This window comes from Methylovulum miyakonense HT12 (genome assembly GCF_000384075.1).
GTDB classification, from domain to species: Bacteria; Pseudomonadota; Gammaproteobacteria; order Methylococcales; family Methylomonadaceae; genus Methylovulum; species Methylovulum miyakonense.
The window spans coordinates 695959-714798 of record NZ_KB913025.1 but is presented as its reverse complement, the minus strand read 5'-3'; the positions used below and the strand labels follow the sequence as shown (position 1 = coordinate 714798).

Genomic DNA, 18840 nt, shown 5'->3' with positions numbered 1-18840 from the left:
TTTATTCCTTAGTTACCCGGTCAATTTCTTCCAGGCTGGTGATACCCATACGGACTTTATTTAATCCTGAGGCACGCAAGTCGTTAATGCCTTCCGATTTTGCCAATTGTGTCAGTTGCAGGGAGTTTCCCCCTTCGAGAATCAGTTCGCACATTTTTTCGCTCAGGGTCATGACCTGATAAATGCCAACCCGGCCTTTGTAGCCGTTTGTGCAGTGCTCACAACCGACCGGGCTGAAGATTTGCAGGCCGGGCAATTCATTTTCGGTAAACCCCGCATCGAGCAAAATGTGCTCAGGGAATTTTACCGGGGCCTTGCAATGTTCGCAGAGGCGGCGGGCTAGCCGTTGTGCCATGATCAAGTTGACCGCAGATACGATATTGAAAGGGGCGACCCCCATTTGCATCAGACGGTTAAGTGTTTGCGGGGCATCATTGGTATGCAACGTCGACAGCACCAAATGGCCAGTTTGTGCCGCTTTCACGGCAATATCTGCGGTTTCGAGGTCGCGGATCTCACCGACCATAATGATATCAGGGTCTTGCCGGAGAAAAGCACGTAAGGCATTGGCGAAGGTCAGCCCTGTTTTGACGTTGACATTGACTTGGTTAATGCCTTCCACCGTAATTTCAACGGGGTCTTCGGCGGTGGAAATATTACGGTCTATGCTGTTAAGGATATTCAAGCCTGTATAAAGCGAAACGGTTTTACCGCTACCGGTCGGCCCGGTCACCAGCACCAGGCCATAGGGTTTGTGAATCGCATGTAGGAAAAGTTCCTGTTGTTTAGGCTCAAACCCCAGCTTTTCAATGCCCATTTGTGCGGCGGTCGGGTCGAGGATACGTAACACCACTTTCTCGCCAAACAGGGTAGGGCAGGTGTTGACCCGAAAGTCGATGGCCCGATTTTTGGACAGCATCATTTTGATACGCCCGTCTTGGGGCACCCTCCGTTCCGCAATATCCATCCGGGACATGACTTTAACACGCGATATGATGCGGGTTGCAATGTTGACTGGCGGGCTGGCTACGGCATAAAGCATGCCGTCTTGGCGGAAACGGATACGGAAGTTTTTTTCGTAAGGTTCAAGATGGATGTCCGACGCGCCTTTCTTAACGGCGTCAAGCAATATTTTATTGACAAATTTGACAATAGGGGCCTCGTCAACATCGGGATTGCCATCAACAACAACAGTGCCATCATCAGCGGCTATATCCAGGTTTTCCAGGTCGGCGTCCAACATGTCCATCATTGACGTGTCGGCAACTTCTAAAGCCGTTTCGATGGCATTGGTCAGCTTGTTTTCTTCTACCAGAATAATTTCCGGGCGCATCAGGGTTTGGAACTTGATGTCTTCAATCCCCTGATGGTTGGTAGGGTCAGCCATCGCAATGAACAGTGTTTTGCCACGTTGGAACAACGGTAAGGCGTGGTGCTTACGGATGAGCTTTTCGTTGACCACTCCGACGGGAAGGCTGCGGCAGTCAATGGCATCCAAGTCTAAAAGGGGCAAGCCAAACTCAATGGATGCTTTTGCCGCAATGGCTTTGCTATCAACCAGCTTGTTTGTGACTAGGTAACTGATCAGTTGGACTTTGTTTTGCCTAGCTTCCTTAATACAGGCCCTGGCCTGGCTTTCTGTTAAAAGCTCGGCTTGAATTAATACTTTTGCAAGCCCTCTAAGCTGAAGATCAGTCGATTCAGTAGCCATTCATCATTACTATGGGTTTCATCATTAGGGAAATATAGAGCAAATAAGCACTTTGTCTACCTTGAACGGATAAAAACCAACAATGGGTTGGGTTTTTATCCGGAAGTGGGCCAGGTTTTTTATAACAAGCTAATTTTTTTGTGTTGCAGTTCAAGATTATTGAGCAAAGACTGCATTTCCGCAAGCTTGGACTTTTCTTTGTTGATGACGTCGGCGGGGGCTTTATCAACAAACGTCGGATTGTTGAGCTTGCCTTCCACGCGCGGCAAATCGTTCTTGATGCGCAGGATTTCTTTGTCCAGACGTGCGAGTTCGGCGGTTTTGTCAATAAGGCCAGCCATCGGGATCAGTATTTGCATTTCGCCGACCAGGGCAATGGCTGATTCTGGCGCGGCTTCGTTAGTGGCCAACCATGTTATAGATTCCAAGCGCGCCAGTTTCTGCAAATAAACCAGATTGTTGCTGACGTAAGTTTTGTCCGCTTCCGTGCCATTTTGCAACAATACCGGTAAGGGTTTGCCCGGTGCGATGCTCATTTCGCCGCGTATCCTTCTTACCCCCAAAATGACCGCCATCAACCAATCGGTTCCGGCAACGGCGGCAGTGTCGGTTTGCGTCGCATCGGCAGTAGGGTAAGCCTGCAACATGACCGTTTTACCCGTAATTCCCTGCAAAGGCGCAACCCGTTGCCAGATTTCTTCGGTAATGAATGGCATGATCGGATGTGCCAGACGCAACACCGTTTCCAAGACTGTTAAAAGCGTTTTGCGTGTACCACGTTGCAAAGCCGCATCTTCCGATTGCAAAGATATTTTCGCCAATTCCAAATACCAATCGCAGTATTCGTTCCAGGTAAATTCGTAAATCGCTTGTGCCGCCAAATCGAAACGGTAATGGTCAATGGCGTGGGTGGTGGCTTCGATAGTTTGGTTGAGGCGAGAGAGTATCCAGCGGTCAACTTGCGTAAATTCGCAAGGTGCATCTCCCAAACCACAATCCTGTTCCTCGGTGTTCATCAGCACATACCGCGCCGCATTCCACAATTTATTGCAGAAATTGCGGTAGCCTTCAGTGCGTTGCAAATCAAAGCGGATGTCGCGGCCTGTTGATGCCAACGATGCAAAGGTAAAGCGCAAGGCATCTGTGCCGTAAGATTGGATTCCATCAGGGAATTCCTTACGGGTACGGGCTTCAATTTTGGGTGCATCTTGCGGTTGCATTAAGCCCCTGGTGCGTTTCTCTACTAGCGGCTCCAAATCAATGCCATCAATGATGTCGATAGGGTCCAGGACATTGCCTTTGGATTTGGACATTTTCTGGCCTTCGGCGTCGCGCACCAAGCCGTGGATGTAGACCTCCTTAAACGGCACTTGGCCTTGGAATTTCAAGCCCATCATAATCATCCGCGCCACCCAGAAGAAAATGATGTCAAAACCCGTGACCAAGACGCTGGTCGGGTAAAACTTCGCCAGTTCCGGCGTTTGTTCAGGCCAGCCTAAGGTCGAGAACGGCCACAGTGCGGACGAAAACCAAGTGTCCAGCACGTCTTCGTCTTGTTTGAGCACATAATCCGCCGCCAAACCATGTTTGTCACGGATCGCTTGTTCGGATTCGCCAACGTAAACATTCCCCAAATCGTCATACCACGCCGGAATCCGGTGTCCCCACCAGATTTGCCGGGAAATGCACCAGTCTTGAATATTGCGCATCCATTCAAAATAAGTGTTTTTCCAGTTGTCCGGCACGAATTTAATGTCGCCATTTTCCACGGCGGCAATTGCCGGTTCTGCCAGTGGTGCGATTTTCACATACCATTGGTCGGTCAACAGCGGTTCGATGACGGCGTTGGTGCGGTCGCCGCGCGGCACCATCAATTTATGGTCGGCGATTTTTTCCAGCAAACCTTGGGCTTCCAAATCGGCGACGATTTGTTTGCGCGCCGCGAAACGGTCCAGGCCGTGGTATTGGGTCGGGATCAGTCCGTCGGCGCGGATGCTGGCATCGACGGTGAGGATGTTGAACAAACCACCGTGTGGCGTGTCCATCAGCGCCGAGGTGTGGCGGTGGCGCGTCCAGACTTCGTAGTCGTTGAAATCGTGGGCGGGGGTGATTTTTACACAACCCGTGCCGAATTCAGGGTCAACATAATCGTCGGCGATAATCGGGATGCGGCGGCCTGTGAGCGGCAATTCTAAAAACTCGCCGAGCAAATGCTTGTAACGTTCGTCTTCAGGATGGATAGCAACGGCGGCATCACCCAGCAAAGTTTCAGGGCGTGTGGTGGCGACAATCATAAAGCCTTGCCCGTTCGACAGCGGGTAGCGGATATGCCACATCGAACCGTTTTCTTCTTCGGACAACACTTCCAAATCCGATACGGCGGTGTGCAAGACCGGATCCCAGTTCACCAAACGTTTGCCGCGATAAATCAGGCCTTCTTCATACAAGCGGATGAACACTTCCTGCACGGCGTCGGACATGCCTTCGTCCATCGTGAAGCGTTCGCGTGACCAATCCAAAGACGCGCCCATGCGCCGCAATTGGCGGGTGATGGTGCCGCCGGATTCTTCTTTCCACTGCCAGACTTTTTTGATGAATTCCTCGCGTCCGTAATCGTGGCGGGTCTTGCCTTCGGCGTTGCAGAGGCGTTCGACCACCATTTGTGTGGCGATGCCGGCGTGGTCAGTACCCGCTTGCCACAACGTGCTGTGGCCTTTCATGCGGTGGTAACGGGTCAGCGCGTCCATGATGGTGTCCTGGAAGGCGTGCCCCATGTGCAGGCTGCCCGTGACATTGGGCGGCGGGATCATGATGCAGTAGGATTCTTCGGCTTCTGGGTTGGCGGCGAAATAGCCGTTGTCTTCCCAGGCTTGGTACCAGCGTTGTTCGATTGCGTGCGGTGAGTAAGTTTTGTCCATGTTGATATTCTTATTTTGGTGTTCAGAGCTTATGCGTGGCTATGTCAATGCCCGCTTGTTGGTATTGTCGGTAACGTTGCCGGCCTGCGGCTTTGGTCGTTTCATCGTTGTCGAGAATTTCCAGGATCCGGCCTATCGTTTGGAAATTTTCCGGGCAATGTGCGGACAGGTTCAGCAAGGTGCCCCGCCATGCGTCGGGGGCTTGCCTGTGGCCTATCAGTGTGACGTTCCCAAATTCAGGCGCTTGCCCGTCATAGATCTGGTGCGGGACAAAGCTGCCCGCCCTGAAAGTCCAGAGCAGGTTGTCGAGCAATTGGCTTTGTTCGGCGTGGTCGGTCAGGACATAACAGGCGGTGCCGTTACGGTAGGCTTTTTCGATCAGCTTACAGGCAAACACATAGCGTTCCTGGGCCGATCCGGAAGCTAGCAGGTAAAAACTGACGTCCGGCATCCGTTGTTAAAGCTGGCTGGCGCGGTTGAGCAAATATTGGCTTAACAGCGGCACGGGCCGGCCCGTTGCGCCTTTGGTTTGTCCGGTGCGCCAAGCGGTGCCGGCAATGTCCAAATGTGCCCAGCGGAAGCTTTCGGCAAAGCGGGACAGGAAACATGCGGCAGTGATGGTGCCGGCATCTTTGCCACCAATATTTGCCATGTCGGCAAAGTTGGATTTTAACAATTCCTGATATTCTTCCCACAAAGGCAGCCGCCATAGGCTATCATTAGCCGTTTCGCTGGCGGTGATCAGGTCATTGCAAAGCCCGTCATCGTTACCGAGTAGGCCGCTAGGGATGCGCCCCAAGGCCACCAGGCACGCGCCTGTCAGGGTCGCCAGGTCAATGACGACATCGGGATGGAAGCGTTCGGCGTAAGTCAGCGTGTCGCAGAGGATCAGCCGGCCTTCGGCGTCGGTGTTCAAGATTTCGATGGTTTTTCCGGACATGCTGGTGACAATGTCGCCCGGTTTGTTGGCATCGCCATCAGGCAGGTTCTCTGACGCGGGGACCAAACCGATGATGTTCAGCGGCAGGTTCAGTTTGGCGGCAAACAACAATGTGCCTAACACCGCCGCGCCGCCGCACATGTCGTATTTCATCTCGTCCATGCCCAGGCCTGGTTTCAAGGAAATCCCGCCAGCATCGAAAGTCAGGCCTTTGCCGACCAGGACTATCGGTTTGCTGTTTTTCTCGCCGCCTTGGTAATCCAGGGTGATGAGCTTGGCGGGTTGGCGGCTGCCGCGTGAGACGGAGAGTAGGGATCCCATGCCTAAAGCCTGCATGTCGGCTTCTTCAAGAATGCGGGTGGACAACTTGGTGAATTGTTCGCCCAGGGCAATGGCTTGCCCGGCAAGGTAAGCGGGCGTGCAGATGTTGCCGGGCAGATCTGCCAAGTTTTTGGCCAAACTGACACCTTCGGCGATGGCTAGCCCTTGTGCCAGGCCAATTTGCGCGGCGTCTGCCGTTTCGGCGGACGCGCTGATGCGGATGCCGGTAATTTGGCTTTCGGGCGTTTTATCGGATTTGGTTTGGGTATACTGGTACACCGCATCATTGAACACTTCGACGATCTGGCGCGTTTTCCATGCCGCATCGCCGCCTTCAACCGCGCATTCGGCAAGGCAGCAAACAATGGATTTGACCGGTGGTTTTTTGCAACTGTTGATCGCCGCCGCCAGGGCTTTGATGAAGAGTTTGTTGGATATGGGTTTGTTTTCGCCTAAACCGACCAGCAGGATGCGTTCAATGGAGCTATCGGGTATTGTGGTCAGCAATACGGTTTCGCCATTTTTACCGCTGATGTCGCCACGGCCGAGGATTTTGTGGATTAAGCCTTGCGTGCTGGCGTTCAGGCTGGCGGCGGAAGGGCTGAGTTGTTGGTCTTGGTAAACGCCAACAATGATGCAATCACATTCAAGTTTTTCTAATGGCGCGGTTTCTATAGAATAGTCCATAACTTTATCGTCTAGTTGCGGGTGAAGGTTTTTTCGGGAGCGGCAAGCCGTCGCCGGCCCAAGGTTAAGGTGCGATTATATACCTTTCGGCCTATAAATTCCGCATGGCGGGCAGTGAAAATACACGATTGTGCGCCATTGCCAATACGAAAAAAGACAACAGGGCAGTGAATTTTACCGGACGGTAAATAAACTGTGCCAACCAATAGTTTTTAAGGAGACAGGTTTGTTATCAGATTGCCCCCAAATCTTGGAATTACGGCGGTTTTACAAGTTGACAGTGCTGGATAAATTGATAGCCCAGGAGTTGCTGAAAACCCTGCTGTCAGTTTGGTCGGTGATTGTGGTCATTATTGTTAGCCGTGAATTTATCCGGGTGTTGGATAAGGCGATCCAGGGGCGGGTGTCCAGCGAAACGTTGATGACCTTGTTGGCGTTAAAAACCATCATTATTGGCGTGTCATTGTTGCCCGCCGCCTTGTTCATGGCGGTATTGATGGTGCTGGGCAAAATGTACCGGGACCAGGAAATGTCCGCAGTCGGGTCGGCGGGGGGCGGCGCGTTGACTTTGTACCGCGGGGTGTTCCTGCTGGTGTTCCCCTTGAGCGTCGTGGCGGCGGGTTTGTCCTTGTACACCACGCCGTGGGCGGAGGCCACGACCACCAGGATTATGCACGAAGGGGATGAGTCGGCCGATTTGCGTGGCATCGCCGCCGGGAAGTTCAGCGAATATAGCCAGAGCGACCTCGTTTTTTATGTCGAGGACATCACTGACGACAATGTCATGCATGATGTTTTCGTGCAACATCGGCAAGGTGGCACCCCCGGCATCATCACGGCTGAATCGGCGCGGTTACGGGATTTGCCGGAAGGCCGTTATGCCGTATTTTACCATGGCGAGCGTGTCCAAGGCGTCCCTGGCAACTTGGACTTTTTCATTGAAAAATTCACTGAATACGCCGTTAGGGTCGAAGAGCCGGATACGGCGGTTTTCTTCAGCCGCGCCGCCGTCGCCCCCGATGCGCTTTGGGCGTCAGCGGCGGCGGTTGACAATGCCGAATTGCAGCGGCGTTGGTCTATCCCGTTGGGGATGCTGTTGCTCAGTTTCCTGGGGGTGCCGCTAGCGCAAATTTCACCCCGCGGCGGCGCATTCGGCAATATCCTGACCGGGTTTGTGATTTATTTTTGCTACGGCAACTTTTTACGCGTGGGCCAGTTGTGGGTCACCAAGGCCGTGATCCCCGCGTGGTTGGGAGGGCTGGGCATCAACCTGCTGTTGTTGGCCGTGGGGGGGGCGCTGCTGGCGCGGCTGTATGGATGGCGGTGGTTGTATCTCAATTTAAGGCAGAAGGCCGAGCTATGAATGTACTGACCCGCTACATTGTTTGGGATATTTTAAAAGCCTCATCCGTTGCCGCCATATTGTTGTTGACCTTGTTCGATCTGTTCACATTCAGCGATGAGCTGGACGACATTGGCAAGGGGGAATATGGTTTGTTGGATGTCTGTCATTTCGTCACCTTCACGTCCCCGACCATCCTCTACGAACTGATGCCCGCCTCGGCGTTGATTGGCAGCTTGTTTGCGTTGGGCGGCATGGCCAATAACCACGAGCTGATCGCCATGCGGGCGGCGGGCCTATCGGTGTTCGGCATTATCAGGGCGGTGCTGGTCGCGGGTTGTTGTTGGATTGCCGTGGCGGTGTTGGTGGGCGAATTTGTCGCCCCGGTCGCTGAAAGCAGGGCCCAGGTGATGCGGGCCACCGCACAACACAACCCGTTTTTCCGCAATTTGAAATATGGGATTTGGCTGCGTGAAGGAAGGCGGTTCATCAACATCCGCCTAATCGAGGACAACGGCGACCTGGCCGACATCAGCATTTATGAAACCGATGCCCAGCGGCATCTGTTGCGATCTATCCATGCCCAAAGGGCCGTGTATTTAGGCAAGCAACAATGGCGGGTGGAAGGCATTCAGGAATCGTCCATCTCCACCACGCAAATGCAGGCCGACTCGCCAAAGGAACAAATCTGGAATTCATCCATAGAGCCGAATTTGCTAAAAATTGTCGTCGTCAACCCGGACAATTTATCGTTATATGATCTGGCGATGTACGTGGAATTTTTGAAGGACAACCGGCAAAAATCGCAACTTTATGAAATGTCCTTTTGGGGCAGGGTCGTCACCCCATTGGTCATTTTTACCATGTTGCTGGTGTCCGCCCCGTTTGTCATCGGTGTCAAGCGCGGTGTCAGCGCCGCTACGCGCATTCTGATCGGCGTGGTCATTGGTATGGGTTTTAATGTCATCGACATGACCATCAGCCATGTCGGCCTGATTTACAGCCTTAATCCGCCGTTGGTTGCGTTTATCCCTAGCTTGCTGGTGTTGTCGGGGGCGGTTTATGCGATTAGGAAGGTGGGGTGATAGCGTCAAGGCTTAGGTATTTTTACCTTAATCCCATAGCCCGATTGCTCTAATTTTCCCGTTTTCCCATAATAATCCACCACCCCATGCTCCCAAACCACCCAAACTTCTTCTGCGCCCGCCTGCAAATAAAGCTGCACCTTCTCGGCCATCTACACTTTTGAATTTGACGGAGAGACAATTTCAACACACCGTTCCGGCGCGTGGGGGTAGGGCGTTGCATAACCGTATTGTTTGATGAAGGCCTTGGAACACCATGCGACATCGGCGACTTTTACGCCTTCGGTGGTTTGGATGGAGCATTCGGCCAGTGCTTCGCCTTTTTTGAGTTTGCGCTCAAGCAAAGCGCTAATTTTTGACTGTAACCGGCCATGTCGATTGGAAGCGGGGGGCATTTCAACTTTTCCGTAACGGTTCAGCTCAATTTTAAACGGTAGGTTTTGAAAGTAAGGGTTGTCAATGACTTCCGACCATTGCATGGTTTGTTCTCCGGTAAAGGGATGCCCCATTGGCTTAATCGTTTAACGGTACACAACTTCTGGTTTACCGTCACCAGCCACCAGCGCACCGATGCTAAACACTGTTTCGCCTAAGCTTGCCAGCGTTTCCAGCGTCACCGCTTCATCTTCCGGCGCGACGCAAACAATCATGCCGACACCGCAGTTGAAGGTGGTCAGCATATCCGCCAGCGGGACATTGCCTTGGCTTTGCAGCCATTGGAAAATGGCGGGGAAGTCCCAGCTACTCAAATCAATCTCGGCGTTGATCCCCGATTGCAGGACACGAGGCAGGTTTTCGGTGATGCCGCCGCCCGTGATGTGCGCCAAGGCGTGGACGGGCACTTTTTCCAGTAGGGCCAGCAGTGGTTTGACATAAATGCGGGTTGGCGTCAGCAAGGCTTTGCCAAGGGTGGTGTCTTGGAACGGGCTGTCTAAGTCCGCGCCGCTATGGCTGATGATTTTACGGACTAGGGAATAGCCGTTGGAATGCGGGCCGGAAGAAGCGATGGCGATCAGTTTGTCGCCAATTTTCACTTGGCTGCCGTCCAGCACTTTGCTTTTTTCGACAATGCCGACACAAAACCCTGCCAGGTCGTATTCGCCTTCGGCGTACATGCCCGGCATTTCCGCCGTTTCGCCGCCGACCAAGGCTGCCCCCGCTTGTCCGCAGCCCGTGCCTATGCCCTCGATGACTTGCGCCGCCGTGTCCACGTCCAGCTTGCCAGTGGCGAAATAATCCAAGAAAAATAAGGGCTCAGCGCCTTGGACAATGATGTCGTTGACGCACATGGCGACCAGGTCGATGCCGACGGTGTTGTGGATGTCCAAGTCGATGGCCAATTTTAATTTTGTGCCGACCCCGTCAGTGCCCGACACCAACACGGGGTGTTGGTAGCGGTCTAAAGGCAATTCAAATAATGAGCCGAAACCGCCCAGTCCCGCCATCACGCCAGCGGTGCGGGTTTTGGCGGCAATCGGTTTGATGCGTTCGACTAATGCATTGCCGGCGGCAATATCTACGCCTGCACTTTTGTAATTTAGGCTCTCTGGGTTTTTCGCGCTCAATGTCGTGCTCTCGCTAGGGATTTAAATGCTGCTATTGTACAAGACAACGCGGGTTTTGTGTGTAAGCAGGGAAGGGATGGCGCGGATAATTGGTGTTTTTGCATTCCTGAACAAAATGCTGGGGAATTAGTTGAATTTGATAACAAAACTCATTAAAGTGCGGGGTGGTGTGATGACACCATCATTCGAATGAGGAGTTTAAAATGACAATAACAACAATTATTAAGCCCGTGTTTTTGCTTGCCGCGCTATTGGTGTCCGGTACGGCATGGGCCTATAGCCCTGAAGAAGCGGAGTTGGTTTGTAAGAAACCGAAATTTACCGATTTTAACCTGTCGCCGTATAACGCCGCCGATAATAATGAAGTGCCTGCCGGAGCGGAATTCATCATCAAGATATCCGCTTATGTTGACCCGACGACCATTAAGTTGACGGCAAAAGGGGAGCCTTTGCCCTTTAAGGTGGAAAGCAATATCTCCTTCCATAAAATTACGGCAAAATTGCCCGCTACGTTAAACGGGCAATATGCCCGGATCAATGTCAGCGCAAAAGCGGTTTTAGGTTGTGATGACCAAACGGGTTGGTTGGTTAAGGTCGCTAAGTAGCCAAGCAACCTAACGCCGGACACCGCCGTTTTGCTGGTTTTGGCAAAGCGGCGGGGTTTTTGGGTTTAAGTCAATTACTCTTTATCGCTTTGTGGTTCGTCCATTTCCGGATCGCCCGCTTCGGGATTGCGCACGCCAATATCATTATCATATTTTTCCGCTTCCATATCGGGCACTGGCTGTGCGGACACCCCGGTCGCATCTAAATCTTCAGCCGCATCCTGTCCGTCATACTCTGGATTGGGCATAGGTTTTGCGTTGGCCGATAATTTAGGTTCAATAGCCCTATCCGGTTTGGCAGTGGCGGGTGGCGTGTCCGTTATGGCCGTGTTGGCGCTGTCTTCGGAACCATCACAACCTGATAGGCAGATAAGCAGTGCCAAGGCTGTGAGGGTGAGGGATGATTTTTTCATATCGGGTTCCTTCTGTTAACGGTTAGGGTTAAATCGCCGCCCCACAACATTTTTTATATTTTTTGCCGCTACCACAATGGCAAGGGTCGTTGCGGCCTAATTTGACGGCGCTTATCGGTTGTGCCGCTTTAGGCGCGTTCGCCATCATGGCTTTTGTGCCATAGACTTGCAGGGTTTTGACCGCAATGGGCACGTTCGGGAACAACGATGCGGCGAGGATGTCGTCAGTCGGGTCTTGGCCTTGTTCGGTGATCAGTTTCTTGAGTTCGGCGACTTTGGCTTTGTCAAAGTTGCTGAAATCTTTTGTTATCAGGCACATAAACAGCTTCGCGCTGTTGCGGATAGCCAGCAGGTCATGGTCAGTCGGCCTTAGCCGCTCATTTTTTTTGCCAAACCAAAAATCTTCGTTAATCAATAAGCCGATATAAAAACCTTGGCACCAGCCGTAAGCGGATTCCGCCATCGCTTCATCAAGCTGGTCAAAATCAAACGGAAAAGCCAATTGGTTGCTGGCGAACAAGGCCTGATAGGCTTCATGCGTAGCGGCGGCCGTGGTGTCCAAGTTGCTGATCTGCCCTTCCGTAAGCGGCGGGCGTTCGCCATAAAATAACGCCGACAGCCAGACTAGCGGGTTGCTTTTATTGGGCGTGATCATTTGCGCAAAAAACAAACCACGGATTTCGTCTACGCCTAAGTATTGGTCCTCAGGGGCAATCGAAGCCAAACAGGTTTCGAGGCCGGTCAATAATGCTTTATCAATCATAAGTAGTTATTTTAATTATTATTAGGTGTGTTAAACGGTTACGGGCTACATGGTCAATTTGCCGCTACGTAACCAGGCGGTCATTGTAGGGCCGGTTTAGAATATAAGTTAGTGAACAAACGCACCACCACAAACAACATGGTTTTAGTCAAATCCACCGTGCTTTCATCGCTTTGCGTGTCCGCCGCCATGTCGTCAACGCCTTCGTTTAAAAATTGCAACAAGGCATTTTGTTGCAACTCGCCTGCTTTAGGTTTAAAGAAGTCTTCCTTCATTTTTTGGCTGCGTTTGTCATTGATGAAACGGCCTTCCATCAACGGTTTCAGCTCCTTGTCCAACAAACCTGCCTGACGTTCCATCCAAGTGGGGTCATCCTTAAATTTTGGGGTGTTGCCAAAGACTTTCTTGTAAACGCAGGCCACATCAAAACATAAATCCATAAACAAATTCGCCATGTCTTCATTGCGTTCGGTAATGATGGACGGGAAGGTTTTGAAGATGGTTTGGAAGAACATCGGCTGGTCGATCTCAAGCTGGATCATCATCCGTTTGCCTGTGTCCTGGTCTATGCTCCGGGCATATTCGAGAGCCTGATACAGCTCCTGGGTGTAAAGTACGTGCATTTTTTTCCTGTCATTAATAGATAAAATAAAACGCTATCATATCATGACAGGATGGGTTTGCTGGCTTGGGAATCGTAGAAGTCCGGCTAGGGTAGGGATGCGGGCCGGCCAGGGGGAACGCGGTCTTTTTGCATTGCAATTCCTACCATTACAAAACATTCACTTTGGCCCGTCCGCGTCCGCGGGGTCGCCCTCATAAGGTGTGGCGTATTTGCAATCTTTTTGCGGGCAGACTTTTTCTGCGCCATTGCGTTTGGTGGTTTTGACGGTCAGGATGGGCCAGTCACAGGCGGGGCAGCTTTCCTTGATCGGGGCGTTCCAGAGCGCATAGTCGCATTTTGGGTAGCCGGAGCAGGAATAGAAAATTTTGCCGTTACGGGATTTGCGTTTCAGCAAGCTGCCCGTTTTACATTGTGGGCATTCGACATGGGTGTCCAGCGGTTTTTCCAGCGGTTCGATATGGCGGCATTTGGGATAACCGCTACAGCCGATGAACTTGCCATATTTCCCGGCTTTTAAAACCAAAGGTGAAGAACATTCCGGGCAAACCCGCCCTTCAACGACATCGGCCGCTTCGGAATTGCCGCCATCATCGCCCAGATTGCGGGTGTACGAGCACTCCGGGTAGTTCGTGCAACCGATAAAACGCCCGTTGCGGCCTAAGCGTATGGATAGCGGCTTGCCGCATTCCGGACATTTTTCGTCTATGGCTTCCTGGGTGATGTCCTTGCGCTGGACACTGGCCTCTTTATCGGTGATCAATGAAGTGAAGGGGTTCCAGAAATCACGCATCAGCGGGATCCAGTCTTTTTCGCCGCGTGAAACCGCATCAAGCTCGTCTTCCAAATTGGCGGTGAAGCTGTAATCGACATATTTGGTGAAATGCTCGGTCAAAAAGCGGTTGACGATACGGCCCACATCGGTCGGATAAAAGCGCTTGCCCTCTAACGTGACATATTCACGGTTTTGCAGTGTCGAAATGATGGTCGCGTAAGTCGACGGGCGGCCTATGCCGTATTCTTCCAAGGCTTTGACCAAACTGGCCTCGCCGTAACGGGGCGGTGGTTCGGTGAAATGCTGGTCGGTGAGGATGTCGCTGAGCGGCACGGGGCGGCCTTCCTGCATGTGCGGCAGGAAGCTTTCCTTGTCGTCGCCTTCGCCTTCGTTGCTATCGTCCTTACCTTCCAGATAGACGGTCATAAAGCCAGGAATGGCAATCGACGAGCCCGTCGCCCTGAACACGTGCTTGCCGTTCGCGCAACTCAAATCGACGGCGATGCGGTTCAGGGTCGCGTGGATCATTTGGCAAGCGATAGTGCGCTTCCATATCAATTCGTAGAGCTTGAACTGTTCGGCGGTCAGGTGGTTTTTGATCGCCGCAGGCACGCGCCTAATGGAGGTGGGGCGTATCGCTTCGTGGGCTTCCTGCGCGTTTTTGGATTTGGTCTTGAACAGGCGCGGCTCTTTCGGGACGTTGTCATTGCCATAATTTTCGCCAATATAGGCGCGGATGTCCTGCACGGCTTCTTCCGACAAGTTGACGGAGTCGGTGCGCATATAGCTAATCAAGCCTTCGGTTTCGCCGCCGATGTCTATGCCTTCATACAATTGTTGGGCGACCATCATGGTGCGTTTGGTGGTGAAACCGAGTTTCCGTGAAGCTTCCTGTTGCAAAGTCGAGGTGATGAACGGCGGCGCCGGATGGCGTTTTTGTTGTTTTTGTTCGAGTTTAGTGACCAGCAATTGCCCGTCAGCGGCATTGAGGAGGGTTTGCTTGGTCTGTTCGGCGCGTTCTTGGTCGGTGATGCTGAATTGGCTGATTTTTTCGTCGTTGAACTGGATTAGTTTGGCTTTGAACGGCTGTCCGTCAGCCGTCAAGGCGGCATTGATCGTCCAGTATTCACGGGTTTTGAACGCTTCGATTTCCAGTTCGCGCTCGACGATCAGGCGCAAGGCGGGGCTTTGTACTCGCCCCGCAGACAGGCCGCGGCGAATTTTTTTCCATAACAGCGGCGATAGGTTGAAGCCAACCAGATAATCCAAGGCGCGGCGGGCTTGTTGGGCGTTGATAAGGTTAATCGCCAGTTGTTCAGGATGGGCAATGGCTTCAGTGACGGCTTTTTTAGTGATTTCATGGAAGACCACACGGTGCACGGGTTTGTCTTTCAGGAGTTTTTTTTCGTTGAGCAGTTCGTACAGATGCCAGGAAATGGCTTCGCCTTCCCGGTCAGGGTCGGTCGCAAGATACAAGGTGTCAGACGTTTTCAGGGCTTTACTGATGGCAAGCACATGTTTTTGGTTACGTTCGATGACTTCGTATTTCATGGCGAAATCATGCTCCGGGTCTACCGCACCTTCTTTGGGGATCAAATCACGGACGTGTCCATAAGAGGCTAAAACCTGAAAATCCTTGCCGAGGTATTTTTCAATGGTTTTGGCTTTGGCGGGCGATTCGACGATGACGAGATGCTTGCTCATGTAATTTAAATTTACGGTGAAAGGTTCGGTCCTCTAGGTCAAGAGGTAAAAGTAAAGGCTTGGGTTTTTTGGCGTTTAATGTAAATAAGTGGGCACCAAATCGTAAACAATGTCTTCCATCCTGGAAAAGGCGATTTCTTCATCCGGTTGGCTGAGCAACACCATCAACACTATCCATTTCAGTTTTTCCATGGAGATTTCTTCATTTTCCAAGGCCATCGCGCGGTCTATGACAATTTCGCGGTTGGCCGGGGTCAGGATGCCGCTATGTTCCAAAAACATAATGAGGTTGCGGCATTCAATGTCCAATTTGTTTTGCTCCTCGGTGCAGAAAATCCGGAACGCTGACGAAGCGCTGGGTTTGATTGCCCGTTGCAGGCTCAGGGATTCCAGCCAGTCAAACGCCTTGGTCACTTCGCAGGATTCAAAACCCGCTTCCTCAAGTTCGACTTTTATGACATCACTGTCAGGAAGAATTTCAACCTCATCTTCCATGTAGTTTTCAAACAGATACATCAGGACATCAAAAATATTTTCTTTCATGGTTCGCTTAAGGTTTGGGTTATTTTATTCGCGTATAGGAACCGCCAGCGGTTGCTTCGACATAACCTTGCAGTTCTAAAATAAGTAACATTGAAGAAACGGCTTCAACGGATAAGCCTGCATTTTCAACTAGATTATCAATGGAAGTTGGGCTGAACATGACTAGATTCAATAATGTTTGTTGCTCCAGGTCAAGCTTTGATTGTGGGGAATGGTGTGAATAATTCACATCTTGTTGAAAATATTGGTTTAATTCTTCGAGAATATCTTGGGTTGTTTCGACAAGTTTTGCTCCTTCACGGATCAAGGCATTGCAGCCACGGGCCAATGGGTTGTGGATTGACCCCGGAATAGCGAACACTTCACGGTTCTGTTCCAAGGCCATCCTCGCGGTAATGAGCGAGCCGCTTTGTTTGGCGGCTTCGACCACCAGCAAGCCTTGGCATAAGCCGCTGATGATACGGTTACGTCTTGGGAAGTGGTTGGCTTTGGCGGTCGTGCCAGGCGGGAATTCGGAGACCATCGCCCCTGTATTGACAATTTGCGTCGCCAAGCCTTTATGTTTGGCGGGATAGACCCGGTCCAGCCCGGTGCCCGCCACTGCAACCGTGTGGCCTTGGGCATGGAGTGCGCCTTCATGGCTGGCCGCATCGATACCTAGGGCCAGGCCACTGGTGATGACGAAACCTGAATGGCTTAAGGCTTTGGCAAATTCGAAGGCGGTTTCCCTGCCGAGTTGTGAGGGGTTCCGGCTGCCGACAATGGCAATTTGTGGTAAAGACAGGATTTCAGGCTTGCCACGCACGAACAATAGGGGGGGCGGGTCGGCAATCTGTTTGAGTTGCGCAGGATAATCCGCATCCAGCACCGTTATTGCCGTGTTGTTGGGTTGCGCCAACCACGCCATATCGCTGTCAATAACGGCCAAGTCCGGCTTTTTAATGGCGTCAATAATGCTGGGTTTTAAACCCAATGCGCTTAACGCTTGGCGCGACTCGGTGAAGATTTGTCCGGGGGTATGGGTGTCGAGCAATTTGAGGAAGCCTCTGCACCCCACACCCGGCACACGCAAGAGCGTTAGCCAGTCGCGGAGGGTTTCGTCGGTTGGTGCAGTGACCTTGCTCAGGGGGTCTTCACTTTGTCTAAAACGTGGATGGCCAGATTAGCTTTCATCACCAGCGCGTAACTGACGCGCTCAAAAGGACGGAAAACCATCAGTATGCCCGCCTTTTCATCAGGCAGTTTCACCATCGCGTTTTTAATCGGACTGAAGCGGTCGCTAATCATCCGCCCCTTTCGGTAAATGGTCAGTTCATGCCCGACTTGCAAGCCGTCCCGGCTGCCTTTATCAATGACCACCGTGTTGTAGAGGCCAATTTGTGAAACCCCCCCGGGGACACTGATAATGTTGCCGATAAGCTTTTTCGCTGGCGGCCTTGGGAAGTAGTTCAGCGTGACGTCTTCTTCGATGTTCGGCATCACCCTATCGCCTAGGCGGATTTCCGATTTGGACTTGGTGACCACCAGGCTAGCCGGGTCGCCGACTTGCTGCAATGTGGTGTCAGCGATGTATTGGGCTTCATACCCTAAGGTTTCGCCCGTTTCGGGGTTTTTATAGGTTTGGCCTTGACGGTAGACGGTGTAATTCTGGTTGCTGGATGAATAGATGGCCCGGACATAAATTTTATCGCCTTCACCGGCGACCAGATGCTCACCCGCCAAATCGACCACATAAGGTGCGGCGTTCAATTCATTTGGCCCGACGACCCGTGGCGTGGTCAAGAATTGCGATATTCTGTCTGTCGGGATCAATTTGATCGCTTGGTTGAGGTTGCTTTCCCGGATACAAGGCATCAGTTTGCCATCCGGGGAGACGGGGAATTTAGTCCGGCCGTTTTTCAAGTCTTCTTCATGAAGGACGCAAGGCGACTGGATATTCAATTCGCCTGAGGGCAATTCGTTTCTGGACAAACTTAATTGGGGGCGGCCATTGACCATGGAAAAATAGATGGTATCCCCAGGATAGATCAGATGGGGATTGTGGATCTGGCTGTTAAAACGCCATAGTTCTGGCCATTGTGTGGGATGCTGTAAAAATTTGCCTGAGATGTCCCATAGGGTATCACCGTGGACTACCGTGTATTGGTCAGGATGGGCCGGGTTGATTTGTAATTCATCTGCGCAAGCGTTGATGCTGATAAAAGCAGAGAGTAATATCCCTGAAAGTATGCGAAAAGCCATAGTGATTCCTGAGGGGTCTTTTTTAGTCTGTTTGAATTCAAAGTTTAGATGAATTCAGATAGAATTCCAGTATTCAATTATTATAGTGGAGAGTTTGTTGAGTATTCTAACTATTCTCGAGTTTCCTGATGATCGGTTGCGGAAAAAAGCAGCGGTTGTCGATAAAATCGACAATAACACCCAAAGATTTGTTGACGATATGTTGGCCACCATGTATGCCGCAAAAGGGGTCGGTTTGGCGGCTACCCAGGTCAATGTCCATAAACGTATCATCGTCATAGATATTAGTGAAGAAAAAAATGCGCCGCTTTGCCTGATCAACCCGCAAATTGTTGAGCAGGACGGGGTTAAGGAGTCTGAAGAAGGCTGTTTGTCCGTCCCCAGCTTTTATGAAAAGGTGAAGCGGGCCGAACATATTAGGGTCAAAGCCCTAGACCGCGAAGGCCGTGAGTTTGAGCTGGAGGCTCGGGAGTTGCTGGCGGTGTGCATACAGCATGAAATGGATCATTTGGAAGGCAAGTTGTTCGTCGATTATCTGTCGCCGTTAAAACGCCAACGCATTAAGACGAAGCTGGAGAAACTCCATAAATTGGAAAAAAGTTGAG

At 51.7% G+C, this 18840-nt stretch carries 18 protein-coding genes; 4 read left to right on the top strand and 14 right to left on the bottom strand.

Annotation, left to right across the window (positions count from 1 at the left end):
* Position 1: 1 nt before the first annotated feature.
* The 4 genes from pilB to METMI_RS0103670 all read right to left on the bottom strand — a co-directional run bounded on the left by pilB (position 2) and on the right by METMI_RS0103670 (position 6577).
* Positions 2–1711, bottom strand: a complete 1710-nt coding sequence (gene pilB / locus METMI_RS0103685) for a type IV-A pilus assembly ATPase PilB (protein WP_019864890.1) — start codon at positions 1709–1711, stop codon at positions 2–4.
* Positions 1712–1830: 119 nt separating this feature from the next.
* Positions 1831–4629 carry a valine--tRNA ligase gene (locus METMI_RS0103680; protein ID WP_019864889.1) on the bottom strand — a complete coding sequence of 933 codons (2799 nt, stop codon included), beginning with the start codon at positions 4627–4629 and terminating at the stop codon, positions 1831–1833.
* A 22-nt stretch (positions 4630–4651) separates the two neighbouring features.
* Positions 4652–5080: a DNA polymerase III subunit chi gene (locus tag METMI_RS0103675; protein WP_019864888.1), complete on the bottom strand. Its 429-nt coding sequence runs from the start codon at positions 5078–5080 to the stop codon at positions 4652–4654.
* A gap of 6 nt (positions 5081–5086) precedes the next feature.
* Positions 5087–6577 (bottom strand): leucyl aminopeptidase, encoded by a 1491-nt coding sequence (locus METMI_RS0103670; RefSeq protein WP_019864887.1) that lies wholly within the window; start codon positions 6575–6577, stop codon positions 5087–5089.
* A gap of 226 nt (positions 6578–6803) precedes the next feature.
* Here METMI_RS0103670 and lptF point away from each other — a divergent pair, with 226 nt between their 5' ends.
* Positions 6804–7940, top strand: a complete 1137-nt coding sequence (lptF, locus tag METMI_RS0103665; protein ID WP_019864886.1) for an LPS export ABC transporter permease LptF — start codon at positions 6804–6806, stop codon at positions 7938–7940.
* Positions 7937–9004: an LPS export ABC transporter permease LptG gene (gene lptG / locus METMI_RS0103660; protein ID WP_019864885.1), complete on the top strand. Its 1068-nt coding sequence runs from the start codon at positions 7937–7939 to the stop codon at positions 9002–9004. Before lptF ends, lptG begins: the two co-directional genes overlap by 4 nt.
* A gap of 5 nt (positions 9005–9009) precedes the next feature.
* Here the strand turns inward: lptG and METMI_RS27380 are convergent, their stop codons facing one another.
* The 3 genes from METMI_RS27380 to purM are packed head-to-tail and all read right to left on the bottom strand — an operon-like array spanning position 9010 to position 10569.
* Entirely contained in the window at positions 9010–9156 is a 147-nt protein-coding gene (locus METMI_RS27380; protein ID WP_019864884.1) for a hypothetical protein, read from the bottom strand.
* A complete protein-coding gene (locus tag METMI_RS23065; protein WP_019864882.1) occupies positions 9157–9483 on the bottom strand; it encodes a Uma2 family endonuclease in 327 nt (108 codons plus the stop codon).
* Positions 9484–9525: 42 nt separating this feature from the next.
* Positions 9526–10569 (bottom strand): phosphoribosylformylglycinamidine cyclo-ligase, encoded by a 1044-nt coding sequence (gene purM, locus METMI_RS0103650; RefSeq protein ID WP_019864881.1) that lies wholly within the window; start codon positions 10567–10569, stop codon positions 9526–9528.
* Positions 10570–10772: 203 nt separating this feature from the next.
* Here purM and METMI_RS0103645 point away from each other — a divergent pair, with 203 nt between their 5' ends.
* Positions 10773–11174 (top strand): hypothetical protein, encoded by a 402-nt coding sequence (locus METMI_RS0103645; RefSeq protein WP_019864880.1) that lies wholly within the window; start codon positions 10773–10775, stop codon positions 11172–11174.
* Between the two features lie 74 nt (positions 11175–11248).
* On the opposite strand, the gene METMI_RS0103640 is transcribed toward METMI_RS0103645, so the two are convergent.
* The 7 genes from METMI_RS0103640 to METMI_RS0103610 all read right to left on the bottom strand — a co-directional run bounded on the left by METMI_RS0103640 (position 11249) and on the right by METMI_RS0103610 (position 18235).
* On the bottom strand, positions 11249–11587 hold the full coding sequence (locus tag METMI_RS0103640) for a hypothetical protein (protein ID WP_019864879.1): 339 nt from the start codon (positions 11585–11587) through the stop codon (positions 11249–11251).
* 28 nt (positions 11588–11615) lie between these two features.
* Positions 11616–12350, bottom strand: a complete 735-nt coding sequence (locus METMI_RS27705; protein ID WP_019864878.1) for a UPF0149 family protein — start codon at positions 12348–12350, stop codon at positions 11616–11618.
* Between the two features lie 80 nt (positions 12351–12430).
* Complete coding sequence (locus METMI_RS0103630; protein ID WP_029151468.1) at positions 12431–12973, bottom strand: hypothetical protein; 543 nt, start codon at positions 12971–12973, stop codon at positions 12431–12433.
* Positions 12974–13132: 159 nt separating this feature from the next.
* Positions 13133–15451 (bottom strand): type I DNA topoisomerase, encoded by a 2319-nt coding sequence (topA, locus tag METMI_RS0103625; RefSeq protein ID WP_019864876.1) that lies wholly within the window; start codon positions 15449–15451, stop codon positions 13133–13135.
* 75 nt (positions 15452–15526) lie between these two features.
* The gene (locus METMI_RS0103620) at positions 15527–15994 is read right to left on the bottom strand and encodes a DUF494 family protein (protein WP_019864875.1); all 468 of its coding nucleotides are present in this window, start codon (positions 15992–15994) and stop codon (positions 15527–15529) included.
* Between the two features lie 19 nt (positions 15995–16013).
* Positions 16014–17066 (bottom strand): DNA-processing protein DprA, encoded by a 1053-nt coding sequence (gene dprA / locus METMI_RS0103615; protein WP_019864874.1) that lies wholly within the window; start codon positions 17064–17066, stop codon positions 16014–16016.
* A 50-nt stretch (positions 17067–17116) separates the two neighbouring features.
* Positions 17117–18235, bottom strand: coding sequence for a LysM peptidoglycan-binding domain-containing protein (locus tag METMI_RS0103610; protein ID WP_019864873.1), 1119 nt, complete (start codon positions 18233–18235; stop codon positions 17117–17119).
* A gap of 97 nt (positions 18236–18332) precedes the next feature.
* On the opposite strand from METMI_RS0103610, the gene def reads away from it, so the two are divergent.
* Positions 18333–18839: a peptide deformylase gene (gene def / locus METMI_RS0103605; protein WP_019864872.1), complete on the top strand. Its 507-nt coding sequence runs from the start codon at positions 18333–18335 to the stop codon at positions 18837–18839.
* The last annotated feature ends 1 nt before the right edge of the window (position 18840 follow it).